Origin of the sequence: Amycolatopsis australiensis (assembly GCF_900119165.1) — a bacterium.
GTDB classification, from domain to species: Bacteria; Actinomycetota; Actinomycetes; order Mycobacteriales; family Pseudonocardiaceae; genus Amycolatopsis; species Amycolatopsis australiensis.
Genome location: NZ_FPJG01000006.1, coordinates 6,990,282 through 7,010,118, shown reverse-complemented (window position 1 = coordinate 7,010,118; position 19,837 = coordinate 6,990,282). Strand labels below are relative to the sequence as shown.

General features: G+C 72.6%; 16 protein-coding genes and 1 pseudogene. 8 read left to right on the top strand and 9 right to left on the bottom strand.

The features are described from left to right. Positions 1–71 precede the first annotated feature (71 nt). Positions 72–650 carry a hypothetical protein gene (locus tag BT341_RS46975; protein ID WP_084743093.1) on the top strand — a complete coding sequence of 193 codons (579 nt, stop codon included), beginning with the start codon at positions 72–74 and terminating at the stop codon, positions 648–650. Here BT341_RS46975 and BT341_RS34060 read toward each other — a convergent pair. From BT341_RS34060 to BT341_RS34045, 4 genes and pseudogenes are all read right to left on the bottom strand, one after another. Continuing rightward, positions 631–2,139, bottom strand: coding sequence for a glycosyltransferase family 39 protein (locus BT341_RS34060; protein ID WP_072480149.1), 1,509 nt, complete (start codon positions 2,137–2,139; stop codon positions 631–633). The two genes, BT341_RS46975 and BT341_RS34060, sit on opposite strands and share 20 nt — an antisense overlap. A 50-nt stretch (positions 2,140–2,189) precedes the next feature. Then, the gene (locus BT341_RS34055; RefSeq protein WP_072480148.1) at positions 2,190–2,561 is read right to left on the bottom strand and encodes a hypothetical protein; all 372 of its coding nucleotides are present in this window, start codon (positions 2,559–2,561) and stop codon (positions 2,190–2,192) included. 10 nt (positions 2,562–2,571) lie between these two features. Beyond that, positions 2,572–3,476 (bottom strand): annotated as a pseudogene (locus tag BT341_RS34050) (ABC transporter ATP-binding protein). A 116-nt stretch (positions 3,477–3,592) separates the two neighbouring features. Further along, the gene (locus tag BT341_RS34045; RefSeq protein ID WP_072480147.1) at positions 3,593–4,111 is read right to left on the bottom strand and encodes a ribonuclease FAU-1 family protein; all 519 of its coding nucleotides are present in this window, start codon (positions 4,109–4,111) and stop codon (positions 3,593–3,595) included. A gap of 98 nt (positions 4,112–4,209) precedes the next feature. On the opposite strand from BT341_RS34045, the gene BT341_RS46060 reads away from it, so the two are divergent. The 4 genes from BT341_RS46060 (at position 4,210) to BT341_RS34020 (ending at position 9,198) form a co-directional block, all read left to right on the top strand. Further along, a complete protein-coding gene (locus tag BT341_RS46060; RefSeq protein ID WP_143168738.1) occupies positions 4,210–5,880 on the top strand; it encodes a DUF5685 family protein in 1,671 nt (556 codons plus the stop codon). A gap of 13 nt (positions 5,881–5,893) precedes the next feature. Beyond that, positions 5,894–6,514, top strand: a complete 621-nt coding sequence (locus BT341_RS34030; RefSeq protein WP_072480146.1) for a carboxymuconolactone decarboxylase family protein — start codon at positions 5,894–5,896, stop codon at positions 6,512–6,514. A 46-nt stretch (positions 6,515–6,560) separates the two neighbouring features. Continuing rightward, on the top strand, positions 6,561–8,717 hold the full coding sequence (gene uvrB / locus BT341_RS34025) for an excinuclease ABC subunit UvrB (RefSeq protein ID WP_072480145.1): 2,157 nt from the start codon (positions 6,561–6,563) through the stop codon (positions 8,715–8,717). 133 nt (positions 8,718–8,850) lie between these two features. Further along, the gene (locus BT341_RS34020; RefSeq protein ID WP_072480144.1) at positions 8,851–9,198 is read left to right on the top strand and encodes an MmcQ/YjbR family DNA-binding protein; all 348 of its coding nucleotides are present in this window, start codon (positions 8,851–8,853) and stop codon (positions 9,196–9,198) included. Between the two features lie 6 nt (positions 9,199–9,204). Here BT341_RS34020 and BT341_RS34015 read toward each other — a convergent pair whose 3' ends face one another. Continuing rightward, entirely contained in the window at positions 9,205–10,596 is a 1,392-nt protein-coding gene (locus BT341_RS34015) for a S28 family serine protease (protein WP_072480143.1), read from the bottom strand. A gap of 223 nt (positions 10,597–10,819) precedes the next feature. On the opposite strand from BT341_RS34015, the gene BT341_RS34010 reads away from it, so the two are divergent. Next, positions 10,820–11,323, top strand: a complete 504-nt coding sequence (locus BT341_RS34010) for an SRPBCC family protein (RefSeq protein ID WP_072480142.1) — start codon at positions 10,820–10,822, stop codon at positions 11,321–11,323. Here BT341_RS34010 and BT341_RS34005 read toward each other — a convergent pair. The 3 genes from BT341_RS34005 to BT341_RS33995 are packed head-to-tail and all read right to left on the bottom strand — an operon-like array spanning position 11,320 to position 15,882. Then, on the bottom strand, positions 11,320–12,066 hold the full coding sequence (locus tag BT341_RS34005; protein ID WP_072480141.1) for an enoyl-CoA hydratase/isomerase family protein: 747 nt from the start codon (positions 12,064–12,066) through the stop codon (positions 11,320–11,322). The genes BT341_RS34010 and BT341_RS34005 overlap by 4 nt on opposite strands. Before the next feature lie 19 nt (positions 12,067–12,085). Then, positions 12,086–13,021 (bottom strand): ABC transporter permease, encoded by a 936-nt coding sequence (locus tag BT341_RS34000; protein WP_072480140.1) that lies wholly within the window; start codon positions 13,019–13,021, stop codon positions 12,086–12,088. Then, on the bottom strand, positions 13,018–15,882 hold the full coding sequence (locus tag BT341_RS33995; RefSeq protein WP_072480139.1) for an alpha/beta fold hydrolase: 2,865 nt from the start codon (positions 15,880–15,882) through the stop codon (positions 13,018–13,020). The genes BT341_RS34000 and BT341_RS33995 overlap by 4 nt, the downstream gene beginning before the upstream one ends. 275 nt (positions 15,883–16,157) lie before the next feature. Between BT341_RS33995 and BT341_RS33990 the strand changes: the two genes are divergently transcribed. After that, complete coding sequence (locus BT341_RS33990) at positions 16,158–17,147, top strand: TerC family protein (RefSeq protein WP_245805375.1); 990 nt, start codon at positions 16,158–16,160, stop codon at positions 17,145–17,147. A 52-nt stretch (positions 17,148–17,199) separates the two neighbouring features. Next, entirely contained in the window at positions 17,200–19,143 is a 1,944-nt protein-coding gene (locus BT341_RS33985; RefSeq protein WP_072480138.1) for a S9 family peptidase, read from the top strand. Position 19,144: 1 nt separating this feature from the next. Here BT341_RS33985 and BT341_RS33980 read toward each other — a convergent pair whose 3' ends face one another. Beyond that, positions 19,145–19,801, bottom strand: a complete 657-nt coding sequence (locus BT341_RS33980; RefSeq protein WP_072480137.1) for an RES family NAD+ phosphorylase — start codon at positions 19,799–19,801, stop codon at positions 19,145–19,147. Between the last annotated feature and the right edge of the window lie 36 nt (positions 19,802–19,837).

Genomic DNA, 19,837 nt, shown 5'->3' with positions numbered 1-19,837 from the left:
CTCGCTGCACCGCGCCGCGACGCCGGCGAGCGCGTCGGGCAGCGACGCGGAGTCGAGGGCCTCGGGGTGCAGTGCGCCGGCGTTCGTCGTTCTGCCGGGCGATGGCCGCCGGCAGCAGCCCGCCGCCGCCGGTGGCCGTCGTCTGCACGATGGTGATCGTGATCCAGATCCCCGGCTTCTGGCGCAGCGCGCGGACCGGCCCGCCGTTGCCGAGGGTGTTGATCAGCAGCGACGTCACCGCGAGCGCCACGAAGGCCAGCCATGTGGGCCGCAGCCGCATGGCCGCGAAGAACCCGAAGATCATGAAGATCAGGAACGTGACGTCCCGCGTTTCCAGGACGCTGCCCAGCCCGATGACGCCGAGGAAGCTCAGCAGGGCGAACGTGGGGTGGTCCCGCAGCCGCCGGACCGGCAGGTGCATCGCGGCGGCCACCCACAGCGCCGTCGCGGCGACCAGCGGGCCGGTGGTCGCCCACCAGCGGCCGTCGTGCCCGCCGAACACCAGGGCCGCGGTGGCGAGCAGCGTGCCCGGGAGGTACCGCTCGACCCGGTTCAGCCAGGGCTGCCAGCCGCAGGCGGCCTTCGCCGCTTCCGGCGGCCACATCGGCCGGTTCCAGTCGACCCGGAGGCTCACGCCTTCATGTCCTTGAGCCGGGGCCAGATCTCGGCCCAGCTCGCCGTGCGGCCGGTGAGCTGCCAGACGGGCATGTGCGCGCTCGCGTTGCGGACGCCGAGCCGGTTGCCGACTTGCCCGACGACGCGAGCGTCGCCGAAGTACCTCGTGAGCTTCGAGGGGTCGTAGCCGACGAAGAGGACGTTGCCGGCGTTGTCGGCTGGGCGGCCGAAGTACCAGAAGCCACGGCTGGGGCTGTATGCCTCGGGCAGGCCGCGCTCGGGCCCGTACCGGCCGAGCGCGCCCGCCTGCCAGTAGCCGCCGGTGACGACCGCGGTGCCCGGTGGCGCGGTCCGGTACAGCGCGGCGACGTCGTCGGCGAGGTCCGGCCAGCCGATCTCCTCGGCCGCGTAGGCGGGCCGCGGCGCGCCGGGGTGGCCGGCCAGCCAGTGCGCGGGCCACAGCGGCAGCGTGAACGGCAGGCTGAACAGGGCGGACAGCACGAACACCGGCCACGTCGGCACCCACCGCCACCACCGGGCGGGCTGCCGGGTTTCGAGATGCACGGCGGCCGCGGCCCACAGCACCCCGAACATCCCGGCCGCGTAGTAGTACCGGCCGTTCGCGACCAGGAAGACCGCGACGACGCCGAGCGCCGTCCAGCCGAGGAACCGGTACGGCCGCAGTTGCCCGCTCCCGAGCAGCACGGCGGCGCCGTAGAGGACGCCGAGCGCGCCGATCACCCAGCCCGCGCCGGCCAGCAGGTTCGGCAGGAAGCTCGCGCGGCCGCCCGCGGCGTCGACCTCGGCGCCGACCGCGTCGCCCATACCCAGCTGCGGCCAGCCGTTCGCGCGCTGCCACAGCAGCGTGGGCACCAGCGAGACGGCGGCGATCAGCGCCCCCAGCCACAGCTTCGGACGGCGCAGCAGCTCCCGCGGCCCGAACGCGAGCACCGCGAGCCCGGCGACCAGCCAGAACGCGCCGATCAGCAGCTTGTCGTTGAGCGCCACCGCCGTCACGACACCGAGCCAGATCAGCAGCGAATCGTCCCGGGTGCGGACCCAGCGCACCAGCAGCCACAGCACGAGCGTCCACAGCAGCGGGTCGATCGTCGACGTCGCCAGGTAGTGGCCGCTGCCGACGAACTGCCCGCAGATCGCGTACGCCGCCGCGGCGCGGGCCTGCGCCTTCCGCCGCCCGCCGAGTTCCCGCGCGATCAGCGCCGTGACGACCACCCCGGCCGCGGTCGCCGCGATCGCGGGCAGCCGGAACACGACCAGCGACCCGGGCGCGAGGGAGTCCATCGCCCGGGCCAGGGCCGGCACGAGCGGCGGCTGGTCGGCGTAGCCCCAGGCCAGGTGCTTGCCGGCGGCGAGGAAGTACAGCTCGTCGCCGAAGTAGCCGTAGCGGCCCGCCGTGAGCAGCAGCGCGGCGGCCGTGCCCAGCGCCAGCAGCGCGACCGGGCGCCGGGCGAACGGCGCGAGTTCGGCTTCCGCCTGGCCGGTGGCCGTGGCTGCGGCGTCCATCATGCTCCTGTCCGTCGTCGGCGCCGGTCCTCCCCGCACCCTACGTGGGCTCACGTGTGCGTGTTGACCAGCTGCGGCCACAGCCCCGGCCACGGCTCGGTGCGCCCGGTCGCCAGCCACAGCGGGACGCCGTCGAACGAGCTCGGCTCGGCGGCTCCCGTGTCCACCTCGCCCAGCGGCCGGAGCCCGGTGAAGTGCCCGAGCAACGGCCGCGCATGGCGAGCAGGATCGTCACGGCCATCGGCGATCACCGTGGCCGGCCCGCTGTGGCCGCCGTACTTCGGGTCGGGCCGGTCGGCGCCGGGCAGCAGCCCGAACACCAGCAGCAGCGCGAGCGGGATGCCGGCGACGACGGCCGGCGCGCCCGGGTCGCGCAGGAACACCTTGGCCTCGGCCGCGGTCAGCTTCGTCAGGACGGTCACGGATTCCCCTTCATCCCGGCCGGTGGCCGGTGAGCGCGACGAACGCGTCGTCGAGGCCGGCCTGCTCGACCCGGAGGTCCCCGGCGATCACGCCCAGCCGGGCGAGCAGCGACGTCACCGCGTGCAGCACGTTGCCGTGGCCGGTGACGACGAGCTGCCCGCCGTGCCGCTCCGCCCGGCGGACCTCGGGCAGTGCTTCGAGCAGGCCCGCCTCGAGCGGCGCCGACGGCCGGAACCGCACGATCTGCTCGTCGGTGACCCGCGCGACCAGCCCGCCCGCGGTGTCGACGGCGACGACGCGGCCGTCGTCGATCACCGCGATCCGGTCGCAGAGCCGTTCGGCTTCGGCCATGAGCTGCGTGACGAGCAGGATGGTCACGCCCTGGTCGCGCACCGCCTCGATGAGGTCCCCCGTGTCGCGGCGCGCCTGCGGGTCGAGGCCGGTGGTGAGCTCGTCGAGCACTGCCAGCTCGGGGCTCCCGACGAGGGCGAGGGCGATGGACAGCCGTTGCTGCTGGCCGCCGGAGAGCTTCTTGTCCGCGGTGTTCCGCTGCCCGGTCAGCCCGAGCGTGGCGAGCAGCCGCTCCGGGTCCGCGGGAGCGCGGTAGAAGGTGGCGTAGAGGTCGAGCAGCTCGCCGACCCGCAGCTTGTCCTGCAGGCGGCTCTCCTGCAGCTGCACGCCGACGCGCTGACGCAGCTCGGCCCGGTCGCGGCGCGGGTCGAGGCCGAGCACCTCGAGCCTTCCGCGGTCGGGCGTGCGCAGCCCTTCCAGGCACTCGACGGTCGTGGTCTCGCCCGCGCCGTTCGGGCCGAGGATGCGAAGACCTCGCCGCGTCCGACGGTGAACGACACGTCGTCGACCGCCACCTTGTCCCCGTACCGCTTGTGGAGGTGCTCGACCTCGATGACCGGCATGCCGCCGTCCCCCTTCTCGTTCCGTGCCTGCGGATCGAGAATCCCGCGAGGACGCCCTCCGGCGCGTCATCAAACCGGCCCACCCGGCATCCATCGTTCGGAGGATGCAGTGGCCCCTAGGGGTGCCGCCGCCAGGTCGGCGTGATGTCCTTCGTGGACAGCCAGGCGGCGAGGTCGTAGCCGTGCGCGGCCAGCCCTTCCACGGCGGCGTAGGTGGTTTCGAGGGCGAAGCGGGCGTCTTCGGCGGTGACCAGGCCGGCGGCGTGGGCTTCGAGGAGTTCGTCGGTGTCGATGACCCGCAGCGACAGCTTGTCCTTGAGCGCGAGGTCGACGTAGAGGTCGGTGGCGAGCCAGCGGGAGCCGTCGCGGTGGATGCGCACGACGTCGAGGTAGAAGTCCTGGTCGCGTTCGTGACCGGGAGAGAACCAGAAGTCGGTGACCCGCAGGCCGAGCCCGGGCAGCAGCCACGACTCGAGGTAGTGGAACTGGGCGCGACCCGGCGTGGGGCGGGCCAGGTACAGGCCGAACGGCTCCTCGCGGAACTCTTCGACGTCCCGGCGGATGCCCTTCGGGTCGACGTTCGTGCGCGTGGCGGGATCGAAGATCTCGAGCTTCGGCGGGTGCGGTGCGGCCATGGCGCTCATCCTGCCGGGGCGGTCACGAATCGCGCACACCGTCCACGCGCGCCACACGTTCGGGCTAAGGTGCGCCGACCGTCCGAAGGGGAGTAGGGATGTTCGGGATCATCAGGCCGTGCCGGCACCGGCTGTCCGGCGGGCTGCACGCGGAGTGGCTCGCGCACCTGTGCGGGCTGTGCCTCACGTTGCGCGACGAGCACGGCCAGCTGGCCCGCGTCGTCACGAACTACGACGGGCTGATCATCTCGGCGCTGGTCGAGGCGCAGGCACCGAGCGAGCAGCTGCGCCGGGACGCGGGGCCGTGCCCGCTGCGGGGCATGCGGACGGCGTCGGTGGCCCGCGGCGAGGGCGCCCAGCTGGCGGCGGCGGTATCGCTGGTGCTGGCGGCGGCGAAGGTCGGCGACCACGTCGAGGACGGCGACGGCGCCTTCGGCAGGCGCCCGGTGGCGGTCGCGGCACGCCGCGTCGCGGCACGGTGGGCGAAGCAGGGCGGTCGCACCGGCGGGCGGGTCGGGTTCGACACGGCGGTGCTGGTGGAGGCGGTCGAGCGGCAGGGCGAGCTGGAGCGAGCGATGCGGCCGGGCGACCCGGTGCTGCGGGCGACGGAACCGGCGGAGCGCGCAACGGCGGCAGCGTTCGCCCGGACGGCGGAGCTGGCGGGCCGCCCGGCGAACGCAGGCCCGCTGGCGGAGGCGGGCCGCCTGTTCGGCCGGGTGGCGCACCTGCTGGACGCGGTCGAGGACTACGAGGCGGACGCGGCGGCGGGGGCGTGGAATCCGCTCCGCGCCACGGGGACGTCGCTGGAAGAGGCGCGGCGGTTGTGTGATGACGCCGTGCTGGGGGTCGAGCTTGCGCTGCGGGAGGTGGAGTTCGCGGAGTCCGGGCTGGTGCACGCGCTGTTGGTGCACGAGCTGCGCCAGGCGGTGCGCCGGGCTTTCGGGCACGGCTCGGGCGCCGGGTGCGGAGGCCAGTGGGCGGGTGGCTCGGCGGGGGATGAGTCGCGGCCGGGTGGCCAGCCGGCGGGTGGCTCTGCTGGGCGAGTGCTCGCGGACGGTGCCGGTTGGGCGAGTGGCTCTGCTGCGCACAGTGCCGCCGGTTGGGTGGATGGCCTCGCCGGGCAGCAGCCGCCCGGCTGGATCGGGCCCGGACCCACGCCGCCGCAGCATCCGCAGCAGCCGCCGCCCGGGTGGATCGGGCGGGGGCCTGCTCCGCAGGGGCATCCTCACCAGGTTCCGCCGGCCGGTCCGCCGCGGCCGCAGGGGTTTCCGCCGCCCGGTCCTGTTCCGCCGCCCGGCGCTCCCGGCCCGGGCGGTCCTGGCGGCCGCGGCCCAGGTGGCCCTGGTGATCGTGGTCCGGGTGGCCGCGGTCCCGATGGCCCTGGTGGCCCTGGTGGCCCTGGTGGTCCGGGTGGTCCGGGTGGGCCTGGCGGCCCTGGTGGTCCGGGCGGTCCCGGTGGCCCCGGTGGCCCCGGTGGGCCTGGTGGGCCTGGTGGGCCTGGGGGCCCAGGTGACCCGGGCGGTCCCGGCCGAGGCCAACCAGAACCCCTCGACGGCAAAGGCGGCGGCCTCTGGTACCCGAAGTTCGCCGTCCCGCCGCGCAAGCGCAACTTCTTGCTCGGCTGCGCCCTCACGCCGTACATGTGCTGTACCTGCCAGTTCTGCTGCCGCGATCCCTATCCTGGGCCGTGGAGCGGGAAACCCCACTCGAGCTGTGACTGCGATTGCGACTGTTGCGACTGCTGTTCCTGCTGTGACTGCAGTTGTTGAGGGGGAGGCAACCATGACCGAGCCGATGGCGGACCTGCACGCACGTGGCCGCGAAAACTTCGCGAGCCTCGTCGAGGACGGCGACCGGCGCCTGGACGCGTTGTTCGCGACGATCCCCGCCTTGGGCGAGCTGGCGGTCGGCACCGTCTACGGCCACCTGCACGACCGTCCCGCCCTCGACAGCCGGACGCGGGAGGCGGCCACCCTGGCCGCGATCGTCGCCGCGGGGATGGTCGGCCCGCCGCTGAGCGTCCACCTCCGCACCGGGCTGGCCTCGGGCCTTTCGCCGGCCGAAATCTGCGAGGTCGTCGTCCAGACGGCGGCGTTCGCCGGCTTCCCCCGCGCCGTTTCGGCCGCCGACCAGCTGAACCGCCTCTTCGAAGGCCACGGCCTGCCGATCCCGCCGCCGCCGTCCCCGCGCGAAGTGGTGCTCGCCCACCTCGCCGAGCCCGAGCCCGCGGACGACGTCGCCGAGGTGCTCGCCGAGTTCCCGCGGACCGAGGTCCGGGCGACCGGGCCCGACCGGGTGCTGGTCTCGTGCTTCGCGGACGACGAGCCCGTGCCCGGTGCCGTCCTGCACTGCCGCGTGGACGGCGGCGAAGTCACGTCCGTCACGGTCTTCCGCCCCCGCTGACCAGGCCGGACGGAAATTGTCGGTGCGTCGGCCTACTCTGGTCGACGTGGCTTTCGCAACCGAACACCCCGTACTCGCCCAGTCCGACTTCCGCCCGGTCTCGGCGATCCCCCGGACCGGCGGCCGGTTCGAGGTGGTCAGTGACTACCAGCCCGCCGGTGACCAGCCGGCGGCCATCGACGAGCTCGAACGCCGGATCAAGGCCGGCGAGAAGCACGTCGTGCTGCTGGGCGCCACCGGCACCGGCAAGTCGGCGACCACCGCGTGGCTGATCGAGCGCGTCCAGCGGCCGACGCTGGTGATGGCCCCCAACAAGACCCTCGCCGCCCAGCTGGCGAACGAGCTGCGCGAACTGTTCCCGCACAACGCGGTCGAATACTTCGTCAGCTACTACGACTACTACCAGCCCGAGGCGTACATCGCGCAGACGGACACGTACATCGAGAAGGACTCCTCGATCAACGACGACGTCGAGCGGCTGCGGCACTCGGCCACGATGAACCTGCTGTCGCGGCGGGACGTCATCGTGGTCGCGAGCGTGTCGTGCATCTACGGCCTGGGCACGCCGCAGTCCTACCTCGACCGGTCGACGAAGCTCGAGGTCGGCATGCAGCTCGACCGGGACGTGTTCCTGCGCGCGCTGGTCGACGTGCAGTACACCCGCAACGACATCGCGTTCGCGCGCGGCACGTTCCGCGCACGGGGCGACACGGTGGAGATCATCCCGGCGTACGAGGAGCTGGCGATCCGGGTCGAGTTCTTCGGCGACGAGATCGAGAAGCTGTACTACCTGCACCCGCTGACCGGGGACATCGTCAAGGAGGTCGACGAGGTCCGGATCTTCCCGGCGACGCACTACGTAGCCGGTCCGGAGCGGATGGAGAAGGCGATCCAGGGCATCGAGAAGGAGCTCGAAGAACGCCTGGCCGAGCTGGAGAAGCAGGGCAAGCTGCTGGAGGCGCAGCGGCTGCGGATGCGCACGGCCTACGACATCGAGATGATGCGCCAGGTCGGCTTCTGCTCCGGCATCGAGAACTACTCGCGCCACATCGACGGCCGCGGGCCGGGCTCGGCGCCGGCCACGCTGATCGACTACTTCCCGGAAGACTTCCTGCTGGTCATCGACGAGTCGCACCAGACGGTCCCGCAGATCGGCGGCATGTACGAAGGCGACATGTCCCGGAAGCGGAACCTGGTCGAGTACGGCTTCCGGCTGCCCAGCGCGGTCGACAACCGGCCGCTGACCTGGGAGGAGTTCTCCGACCGGATCGGGCAGACCGTCTACCTGTCGGCGACGCCGGGGCCGTACGAGATGGGCCAGGCGGGCGGCGAGTTCGTCGAGCAGGTCATCCGGCCGACCGGCCTGGTCGACCCGAAGGTGGTCGTGAAGCCCACCGAAGGCCAGATCGACGACCTGGTGCACGAGATCCGCGAGCGCGCGGACAAGGACGAACGCGTCCTGGTCACCACACTGACCAAGAAGATGGCCGAGGACCTCACCGACTACCTGCTGGAGCTGGGCATCCGGGTGCGCTACCTGCACTCGGAGGTCGACACGCTGCGCCGGGTCGAGCTGCTGCGGCAGCTGCGCGCGGGCGACTTCGACGTGCTGGTCGGCATCAACCTGCTGCGCGAGGGTCTCGACCTGCCGGAGGTGTCGCTGGTGGCGATCCTCGACGCGGACAAGGAGGGCTTCCTCCGCAGCGGGACGTCGCTGATCCAGACGATCGGCCGCGCGGCGCGGAACGTCTCGGGCGAGGTCCACATGTACGCGGACAAGATCACCGAGTCGATGCAGCACGCGATCGACGAAACGGACCGCCGCCGCGAGAAGCAGATCGCCTACAACAAGGAGCGCGGCGTCGACCCGCAGCCGCTGCGCAAGAAGATCGCGGACATCCTCGACCGCGTGTACAGCGAGGCGGAGGACACCGAGCAGGTTTCGGTGGGCGGCTCGGGCCGCAACTCCTCGCGCGGCAAGAAGCCGGAGCAAGGCGACCGCGTGCGCAGCTCGGGCATGCTGGTCGACAAGAACGTCTCGGCGATGCCGCGGGCCCAGCTGGCGGACCTGATCCAGCAGATGACGGACCAGATGATGCAGGCGGCGCGGGATCTCCAGTTCGAGCTGGCGGCCCGGCTGCGGGACGAGATCTCGGACCTGAAGAAGGAGCTGAGGGGCATGGACGCGGCCGGTATCAAGTAGCCCGCCGAGCCGATGGCCCCGGGTGCTCCGTGCGGCCGTCGGCTCCGGGCCGGCAGCAGCGCCGTTCCGGGGAGGTGCCCGCCGGCGGGCGCCGCCCTTGCCGAATCGACCTTGAAGTGGTGAAGCCCGCGTCGTGAACATCGAAGCCGTCGTCGCGTACTGCCTCGGCAAGCCGGGTGCGGAGGAGACCTATCCGTTCGGTGACCACGTGCTCGTCGCGAAGGTCGGCGGCAAAGGCTTCGCCTTCATCGGGCAGGACGAGCCCGGCAGCGTCGCCGTCAAGTGCGGTGCCACCCGGGAGGAAGCCGCCGAGCTGCGGGCGCGGTATCCGGACTCCGTCACCGTCATGGCCTATCTCGGCCGGTACGGCTGGAACCGCGTCGAGCTCGACGCCGGCGTGCCGGACGCCGAGCTCGAAGACCTGATCGACGCCTCCTACGACGACGTCGTCAGCCGGCTGCCCAAAGCGAAACGCCCCTAGGGCCGCTCAGAGCCGCGAGCGGCCCGTCAACGTCAGGTCCGCGTCGAAGTCCGGGAAGCCCGCCGGGGCGCTTCGCGCCGTCAGTGCCGACGTGGCCGGCAACCCCGCCCAACGCCGGACCGTCGCCGTTGCCGCCGCCGCTTCTGCCGGTGCCAGCTGGGCTATCTTCGCTCCGTGGTTGCCGCCCTGGACGTAGAAGCGGTACGAGTCGCGGCTGCCGAAGCCCAGCTCGAACGGCTCTGCTCCCCATGGGTCGTTCGAGCCGTACACGAACAGCAGCCGGGTTCCCTGCGACTTCACCCAGAAGTCGATGTCCGGCATCGCCAGGTAGTCGAAGTGCGGGAGGCGGATCGACGCCGGCACGAACGTCTTCGGCTGGTCCGCGCCCGGGTAGCGCAGCAGGTCACGCAAATAGCTGTCGTACGCTTCGGGTGAACCCAGCTGGACCGCCGCCTGGTAGTAGTACGGGATGAACGGGGCCAGGTCCTGGTCCGAATACGTGTTGAGGCTCTCCACCTTCTCGTACCACGCGTAGACGTCGGCCGCCGGTGCTCCCGGTGCCGGCACCGTCGCGCAGTCCGCCTGCTTCTGGTACTGCCAGAACGCGAAGTACGAGTCGATCACCGCGATCTCCAGTGACTTGTCCGCCGAGCCGACGATCGAGAACGTCAGCCCCCGCCGGGCCGCGTCGGCCGCCGCGATCGCGCCCAGCTCGTCCCGTCGCTTCAGCGCGTCCCGCTGGATCGCCTTCAGCGCGTCGCGGCAGCCTGGGTCGTCGCCCACGTGCGCGAGGAAGCGGTTGTAGACGTCGATCGGGTCGATCACGTCGTTGGGCGCCACGTAAGGGATCGTCGCGTCGACGTCTCCGGGGAAGAAGCGCCGGAAGTACGTCGCGGTCATACCGCCCTTGCTGGCGCCCGTGGCCAGCCACTTGCCCGGGTAGATCGCCTTGAACGCCTGCACCGCGCGGTGCTCGTCCGCGGCGGCCTGCCAGATCGTCAGCTGCTTCGCCCAGTTCTCCGGCTCCGGTCGCGACGGCGTGAAGTACCGGTACTCCATCGAAAGCTGGTTGCCGTCGACGATCTGCGTCGGCTCCGAGCGGTTCGGCTTCGCGCTGACGTTGTAGCCACTGGTGAAGGCGACCGTCGGGGCCGAGAAGTCGCGGTGCAGCAGGGTGAACCGCTGCTCGAACGTGCCCGCGCCGGGGTGCCGGTGGTCGGCGGGCTGGGTGAACGTCAGCTCGAAGAACCGGAACCCGGACGGCGCCGGGTCTTCCTTGACGATCGTCAGCCCCGGGATCCGCTCCAGCACGGTCGTGATGTCGGGCGCCGCCGAGGCCGCGGGCGCGAGGCCCGCCACCGTCAGCAGGACCGCCAGCGCGATGAACGTTCTGCGCATGAAACACCCTCCCCGGTTCGCCGGACCCACCGTGGGACTTTCACAGAACCGGCCGCGGCAGGCAATCGGCTGTCCGGGCGCAGCCCGCCCAGGTCCCGACTTCCGGCGGGTGGCGCGGCGTCCTCGATCGTGCGCGGCCGCGGGCATCGTGCGAGTTGTCCGGGTGATCGGCACCACGTTACGGTCCGATCCGAAGGCACCGGCATCGAGCGAGGGGTCCGCCATGAAGGTTTCCGACTGCCCTACGACGCAGGTCGAAGTCCGCATCGCCGCGCACCCGGCCGAGGTCTGGTCGTGGCTGCTGGACGTCGACCTGCCGGCCCGGTTCTCCAGCGAGTTCCAGGGCGGCGGCTGGATCGACGGCGCCGAGCCGGGCCTGGGCGCGCAGTTCCGCGGCCGCAACGCCCACCCGGTCGCCGGGGAGTGGGAGACGGTCTCGACGGTGACCGGCTACGAGCCCGGGCGGCTGTTCGCCTGGGCCGTCATGGACGTGACGAACCCGGCCGCGTCCTGGCGCTTCGAGCTCGTCCCGGACGGTGACGGCACGATCCTGCGCCAATGGGCCCAGATCGGCCCCGGCCCGTCCAACCTGACGGCCATCATCGGCTCGATGCCCGAGCACGAGGACGAGATCGTCGCGATGCGGCTGGGCGAGCTGCAGGCCAACATGCAGAAGACGGTCGAGGGCATCAAGGCCCTCGCCGAGAGCGGCGTCCACGCCGCCTAGCCCAGCACCCTGTCCACGTAGGACTTGACCGCGCCGAGTGAGCCGGGCGACCGCCACAGCCGCTCGACCTCCGGGTCGTCGGTGTGGCGGTGCTCGGCGATCCGCTCGTGGAACGGCTGCCGGATCTGGGCCTTCGTGTGCGCGAACGCCTCCGCGGGCAGCTCGCCGAGGCGGGTCGCGACGGCGAGGGCCCGCTCAAGCACCTCGCCGGGTGCCGCCAGCTCGTCGACGAGCCCGCGAGCCAGCGCCTCCTCGCCGCCGTGGGTTTCGCCCGTGTAGGTGAGCCACGGCAGGGGAGCCGTGCCGTACGCGCACCGCAGGATCTCGAGCGCGGCGAGCGGGAACGGCAGGCCGGCCAGCAGCTCGGTGACCCCGACCCGGCCGGGCCCGGTGGTGAGCACGCGGTGGTCGCACGCGGCCGCGAGCACCGCGCCGCCGGCGATGGCGTGCCCGTTCAGCGCGGCGACCACCGGACGCGCGAAGCCGAACACCGCCAGCAGCGCGTCCGACAGCAGCGGCAGGAACTCCGACACGTACGCCGCGCCGCCCGCGTGCAGCCGCTTGAGGTCGACGCCCGCCGAAAAGATGCCGCCGGTGCCGGTCAGCACGACAGCGCGGGCTTGGCCGGCCTCCTCCAGCCGGAGCACGAGCTCACGGCAGGACGCGGTGTCGAGCGTGTTGCCGCCGCCGTGGTCGATCCGCAGGACGGCGACGTCGTGGTGGCTCTCCAGGATGATCGGCACGCGCCCGACCGTACCGGGTTCAGCTGGTGATGTCCTTCCGGCCGAACCGGCGTCCGGCGTACAGGAAGAAGACCGTCCCGTAGATCACCGCCGAGAGCAGGCCGCTCGCCAGGTTCGTCCAGTCGACGTCGGTGGAGATCAGGTCCATCCAGGCGAACGCGTAGTGCGTCGGCAGGTAGTTGCGCAGGCCCTCCAGCGCCGTGATCTGGTCGAGGATCTGGGACAGGATCGCCACCAGCACCGCGCCGCCGACCGCGCCGAGCGGGGCGTCGGTCGACACGCTCAGCGCGAGCGCCAGCCCGGCCACCCAGGCCAGCTGCAGAATGATGTACACAGTGGACAGTGCGATGGCCAGCAGGCTGTCGCCGAAGGACACCGCGTCACCCGTCGGGCTGATCGCGTCGCCCGCGCCGTACCAGAGCACCCCGACGCCGAGCGACACCAAGGGCAGCAGCACGAGCGCGAACGCCGACAGCAGCCCGGACACGATCGCCTTCTGCCGCAGCACCCGGTGCCGCGGCACCGGGACCGCCAGCAGGTACTTCAGGCTCGACCACGACGCCTCGCTCGCGATCGTGTCGCCGAAGAACAGCGCCACGATCATCGGCAGCAGGAACGTCCCCGACACGAACAGCGCCAGCACGACGAAGTTCGGCGCGGACGCCGTGGCCAGGTCGACGAACCCGCCGCTGCGCCGGTTCGGGTTCGACTGCCCGAGCTGGAACGCGATCACCAGGATGAACGGCAGGACGGCGACGAACCCGAGCAGCAGCTGCGTGCGCCGCCGCTTGAGCTGGCGCCGCAGCTCGACGCCGAGCCGCAGCGTCCGCCGCGCGGAGTAGCCCGCGACGGCGCCGTCCGGACCGACGCCGGCGTGCTCGTGCGAGGCGACGTCGCTCAGCTCGTCGAGCGCGTGCGGATCGGTGTGGACACCCGACTCCGAAGAGGACTTCACGACTCGTCTCCGACCAGTTGCAGGAACGCGTCTTCCAGCCGGCGCCGGGGCCCGGCCTGCTCCACCGCGACGCCGGCGCGGACCAGCGCCGCGACCGCGTCGGCGCGCGGCAGCCCGTCGAGGCTGGCGTGCACCAGGTCGCCGTCGACGTCGACCGCGGTGACCCCGCCGACCGCCTTCAGCGCCGCCGCGGCCGCGGCCGGGTCGTCGACCCGGAACGTCGCCTCGCCGCCGGCCGCGGCCAGCTCGCCGACCTCGCCCGCGGCCACCAGCGAACCGCGGTGCATGACCACGACGTGCGTGCAGGTCTGCTCGACCTCGGCCAGCAGGTGGCTGGACACCACGACCGTGCGGCCGGTCGCGGCGTACCGCTTCAGCACCTCGCGCATCTGGTGGATCTGGGGCGGGTCGAGCCCGTTGGTCGGCTCGTCGAGCACCATGAGCTCCGGCAGGCCCAGCATCGCCTGCGCGATCGCCAGCCGCTGCCGCATGCCCTGGCTGTAGGTCCGCACCCGCCGCTCGACGGCCGAGCCCAGCCCGGCGATCTCCAGCGCCTCGGCGAAGTGCGCCTTCCCGGCCGGACGCCCGGTCGAAGCCCAGTACAGCTCGAGGTTGGCCCGGCCGGACAGGTGCGGCAGGAACCCGGAGCCCTCGACGAACGAGCCGATCCGCGAGAGCACCGGCGCGCCGGGGGTGATCTTGTGCCCGAACACGCGGATGCTGCCCGCGGTCGGCGTGATCAGGCCCATCAGCATCCGCAGCGTGGTCGTCTTGCCCGCGCCGTTCGGCCCGAGCAGGCCGAGCACCTGGCCCGGCTCGACGCGGAACGACAGGTCCTGCACCGCGACGAACCCGCCCGCGTACTGCTTACGCAGCCCCTCGATGACCAGCGGCGTCGTCGACAGCTCCGGATCGACGTCGGTGGCCCGGCGGCGGCGAAGCGCCGCGAAGAGCACCGCGGCCAGGCCGACCGCCAGCGTCACGCCGATGCCGACCAGCTGCCCCACCGGCGCCGGCGAGCCGGCGGACGTCCCCGGGACGACGGGGATCTCCAGCGTGGTACCGCCCGCCAGCCCGATCCGGAACACCGCGGGCGCGGCCGGCGTGGCGAACGCCTGGTCGGTGGTGCCGACGACCAGCCGCAGCGCGTGGCCGCCCTCGATCGGCCGGACGATGCCGGGCAGGGTCACGGTGACCTCGACGGGCGTGCCGTCGGCGGGCAGCCCGCCGACCCGGAACGGGGCGATCGCGTTGGCCGGCAGCACCCGCGAACCGTCCTGCCCGACGTCGTAGAGCTTCGCGAACAGCACCGCGTCCGGCTGCGGGTGCGCCGGGTCGGCGGCGACGCGCAGCCGCACGGTGGCGGAGCCGCTGACGACGATCTGCCCGTCCACCGGCGCGGTCGTGAACTGGGCGGCCTGGCCCGGTGGGTCGTTGCCGAACAGCACGCCCAGCCGCGACGAGCTGCTCGCGACGCCGTTGAGGCCCGGGATCCCGCTGACCGCCGAGGGATTCGCCCCGGCCGGGCGCACCACCGGCTGTTCGGGACCGGTCATCGCCAGCAGCCGCCGTTCGGTGGCCGGGCCGGTCAGGCCCGGGTAGGCGGCGGCCGTGACGGTCCGGACCGACGGCGTCCCGTTGGCGCGCAACGTGCCCTGGACGTCGTAGCTGAACCCGGTGCCCGGGTCGCCCCCGCGCACCGCGGTCCACAGGAAGTCCGCGATCTTCCCGCGCAGCTGCGGACCCGGCTTGCCGCCGTCGTGGCCGCCGGTGTACCAGATCGTGCGGACCTTGCCGCCCGCCGCGGTGATCTGCCGCGCGGTCGCGTCGGACTGGTCGAGGCCGAACAGGGTGTCGTTCTCGCCCTGCACCAGCAGGGTCGGCACGGTGATCTTGTCCGTCACCGACGCGGGGGAGACCCGGCGCAGCAGGTCGACGCTCGCCTGGCTCGCTTGCCCCGTCGTGCCCAGCTCGGTGTAGGCGCGGCAGACCGCCGCGGTGAACCGGCCGCACGGGTCGGCCGGAGCGCTCCGGGGCCCGCCGCCCGCACCCGGCGGAACGGCCGGGACGGCGGCTGCCGCCCCGCCGGCGGCGCCGGTCGATCCGGTGTCGGTCTCCTGGCCGGCTTCCGGCGCTTCGGCCGACGGCGCGCCGCTCGCCGCGGCGCCGGAGCCCGCCGAGAAGAAGATGCCGGCCCAGCTCTTCTTGTACACGCCGCCGGTGGCGAACGCGCCGGCGGCCGGGGTGCCGGCAGCGACGGGCCCGGGCGTGGCCGCGTTCGGGATCAGGCCCTGCGCGAGGTCGTTGTAGGTGATGACCGGGGCGATCGCGTCGACGCGCTTGTCCGCGCCGGCCAGCAGCAGCGCGAGCGCGCCGCCGTAGGAGGCACCCGTGACCGCGACCTCCGGGTCGCCCTTCGCGTCGAGCGTCACCTGGTGCTGCGCGACGAGCCGGTCGATCAGGCGGCTCGCGTCGGCGACCTCGCCGTCCGGGTCGTTGAGCCCGATCTTGCCGGTGCTGCGGCCGAACCCGCGCGCGGACCACGTCATGACGACGAAGCCCTTCCGCGCGAGCTCCCGGGCGTCGTCGGCGACGCTGTTCTTGTCGCCGCCGAAGCCGTGCGCGAGCAGCACGGCGGGCGCGGGCAGCGTCCCGGGCAGGTACGTCGTCGTGTCGATCTTGACCTGCTCGGCGGAGCCCGGCGCCGCGGGCATGTCGAGCAGCGCGTCCTGCGTGGGCACCGGCGGCGGCGCCGCGGGGCGCGTGATCCAGAAGACCGCGCCGGCGGCCAGGACCACGACGACGGCGGCGAGCGCGGTGAGGCGGGCTCCGCGGGTGCGCGGGAGCGGGAGTCGGGGCACCGGGGAAACCTATTCGAGGCTTGCTGAGAGTGCCGCCCGCACCTCACAGTGATCACACGCGTCGGACCGCCTGGTGGACCGTGGTGACCGAAATTACAGGCCCAACCCGGTGACGTGCGCGATCCCGGCTGGCTTTCGCGGGGAGGAACCGGCAAACTGGACGCGCTGTGAGGGGAGTATTCCTTCGCGGCGGTGTCGTCAGCACGGTGGCCCTGCGCCCCCGGCACCGTCGGCCGGTGGTTCCACCGGCGGGAGAGACCTCCGGTTAGTTGCTGCTGCGCACTATCCGGAGGTTTCGGTTTCATGACTGTCCCCTGTGGCTGTGGATCGCCACGATCGGTGGCCTGCTCGCGCTGATCGCGCTGGACCTGGTCATCGTCGATCGCAAGCCGCACGAAGTGACCACGGGGGAAGCCGCTCGCTGGGTCGTCTTCTACGTCTCGTGCGCGATCCTCTTCGGCGCCGGCGTCTGGTTCTTCGCCGGCCACGAGCCGGGTGTCGAGTTCTTCACCGGGTACATCACCGAGTACTCGCTGAGCGTCGACAACCTGTTCATCTTCATGATCATCATGGCGTCGTTCAAGGTGCCCGCCATCCACCAGCACCGCGTGCTGCTGGTCGGCATCCTGCTCGCGCTGGCCATGCGCAGCGTCTTCATCGCCATCGGCGCCGCGCTGATCGCGCAGTTCGTCTGGGTGTTCTTCCTCTTCGGCGCGGTGCTGATCTGGACCGCGATCAGCATGCTCCGCAACAAGGGCGAGGAAGAGGAGTACCACGAGAACGCCGTCACCCGGCAGGTGCGCAGGTTCGCCCCGGTGACCGACGACTACCACGGGCACCACTACACGGTGAAGATCGGCGGCAAGCGGATGATCACGCCGATGCTGCTGGTGATCGTCGCCATCGGCTCGGCCGACCTGCTGTTCGCGGTCGACTCGATCCCGGCGATCTTCGGCATCACGCAGGAGGCGTTCCTCGTCTTCACCGCCAACGCGTTCGCGCTGATGGGCCTGCGGCAGCTGTACTTCCTGCTCGGCGGGCTGGTGACGAAGCTGGTCTACCTCAGCTACGGCCTCGCGGTGATCCTGGCGTTCATCGGCGCGAAGCTGTTCCTGCACGCGCTGCACGAGTACCACGTCGTACCGGACTGGCTGGACATCAACAACTGGGTGTCCCTCGGCGTGATCGTCGTCGTGCTGACCGTGACGACGGTGGCGAGCCTGGCCAAGGCCCGGCGCGACGAGCGCAGGCAGGTCGCCGCGTAAGTCCCGACGAAGGTCGTTCGCACAGCTAAGGATTTCGGGTACGGTCGGGGACGTGCGTCCTGCCGACATCGAAGCCCTCGCCGTCCCCGGCCGTCCCGCGCTGCGCGGGAACCTGCTGCTCACCGCGCTGAAGAAGCCCGACCTGAAGGCGAACGCCGCGCACAGCTCGCTGCGGCGCGTGTCGCCCGACGGCGGCGAGAGCGCGTGGACGCACGGTCCCCGCGACTCGGCGCCCGCGATCTCCCCGGACGGGCGCTGGGTGGCGTTCCTCCGCGCGGGGGAGGGCAAGGGCGCCGACGGCAGCCCGCAGCTGCACGTCATGCCGTCCGACGGCGGCGAAGCGCGGCGGCTGACATCGCTGCACCTCGGCGCCGGCGAACCCGTCTGGGCGCCGGACTCGCGGCGGATCGCGTTCACCGCGCGCGTGCCCGAAGCCGGCCGGTACGGGACCGAGGACGCCGACGGCGAGACGCCGGAGCCGGCCGCCGAGGCTCCGCGCCGGATCACGCGCATGGACTACCGCATCGACGACATCGGGTTCCTGCGCGACCGGATGCAGCGGCTGTTCGTCGTCGACGCCCTCGGCGCGGAGCCGGGGGAGCCGGAGCCGCTGACCGGCGACGGCTTCGACGTCACGGACCCGGTGTGGACGCCGGACGGCACGCGCGTGGTCTTCACCGCGCCGCCGGACTGGGGCGCGGCCGAGAGCGACCACCGCGACATCTGCGCGATCGCCGCGTCGGGCGGGGAACCCGAGGTCCTCGTGCGCGGCGAGGGGTTCTCCGAGCGTCCGGTGTTCGGCCCCGACGGCACGCTCTTCTACTTCGGACAGTCCTTCGCCGAGCACCGCGAAGCGGCGATGACCGGGCTGTACGCGGCGACGCCCGAGTTCGGCGCCGGCCCGGTGAAGGCCCGCCGGCTCACCGACATCGAGACGGTGGACTGCGAGGCCTCGGCGGGCCCGCCGGCGCCGCGCGGGGGCGACGTGCTGGTGGCCGTCCGCAACCGCGGTGCGGTCGAGCTGCGCGCGGTCCCCGTCGGCGCCGCCGACGCGCCGCTGGCCGACCTGCCGGTGGTCTACGCGGACCGGACGGCGCTGCGGTCGTTCACCCTGAACGGCCCGGTGCTGGCGGCGGTGATCGCCACCCCCGAGTCCTCAGGCGACGTCGTGCTGCTCGGCGAAGGTGCTCCGCGGGTGCTGACCGATTACTCGAAGCCGTTGCGGGACAAGGGAATCCGGCCGATGATCGAGCTGGAGACCACGGCGTCGGACGGCTATCCGGTGCACGGCTGGCTGGTGCTGCCCGAGGGGGACGGCCCGCACCCGGTGCTGCGCGTGGTCCACGGCGGCCCGTTCACGCAGCAGGACTGGGCGGTGTTCGACGAGGCGCAGGTGTACGCGTCGGCGGGCTACGCGGTGGTGCTGGGCAACCCGCGCGGGTCGGCGGGCTACGGCCAGGCGCACGGTCACGCGGTGACGCACGGCTTCGGCACGGTCGACGTCGACGACGTCCTGGCGCTGCTGGACAAGGCCCTCGAACGGCCGGACCTGGACGCTTCCCGCGTCGGCATCATGGGCGGCTCGTACGGCGGCTTCATGACGAGCTGGCTGGCCGCCCACCACGGCGACCGGTTCAAGGCGGCGTGGAGCGAGCGCGCGGTCAACGCGTGGGACTCGATGGTGGGCAGCTCGGACATCGGCTACTTCTTCGTCGACGCCTACGTCGGGCCGGACCCGCAGGTGCAGCGCGACCGTTCGCCGCTCACGTACGCCGCGCAGATCAAGATCCCGTTCGCGGTGGTGCATTCGGAGCAGGACTGGCGCTGCCCGCTGGAGCAGGCGCAGCGGATGTTCGTGGCGCTGCGGCGCGCGGGCGCGCCGGCGGAGTTCCTGCTGTTCCCCGGGGAGGGCCACGAGCTGACCCGCTCCGGCCGGCCGCGGCACCGGGTGCAGCGCTTCGAAGCGATCCTCGACTGGTGGGCGCGGCACCTGTAGGTCAGTTCAGCAGCGTGTAGTTCAGCTCTTCGCAGACCCGGCCCAGCGGCACGTCCAGGCCCGGGTGGTCCAGCGGCAGCAGGACGTCCGGCGCGATGGGCAGTGCCGCGCCCGCCGGCGGGTCCCACAGGCAGATCGCCGGGTCGCCGGAGTCCATCGAGGAGCGGTACCACAGGCCGTCGAGGTCGCTGAACGCGCCGCGGATCGCGCGGGCCCACGCCTGTGTGAGCTTCTTCGGCCCGCTCGAAATCTCCTGCGAGGCGCCCACCCGCGTCGGCCACAGGCCGGTCAGGTCGAGCAGGCGCAGCGTGCGCGTCGGGCGGACGACGACCAGGCGGGGCCCGCGCGTGCGGCGGTCGACCGTCGAGCTCGTCTGGAAGACCTCGGCGACCGACGTGCGGACCGTGAGGCCGAAGTACAGCACCCCGTTCGCCGGGTCGGTGACCGGCGCGCCGCCGCGGCCGGGCGGCTGCTGGTCGAACCGGCCGTGCGGGAGCGGGCCGGTGTAGCGGAACGAGTTCCACTGCTGGGGGTGGTTGCCGTGCGCGGTGAAGATCCGTACGAGCCTGGTCGCGGGCGGGACCGGCACCACGTCACTGGCGCGGTTCAGCTGCCGGACCAGGACGGATCGGGCGGGCGGCAGCGGGAGCCGGGCCATGCGTCGGGGGTCGTCCGTCCTTGTCGGTGATCTTGC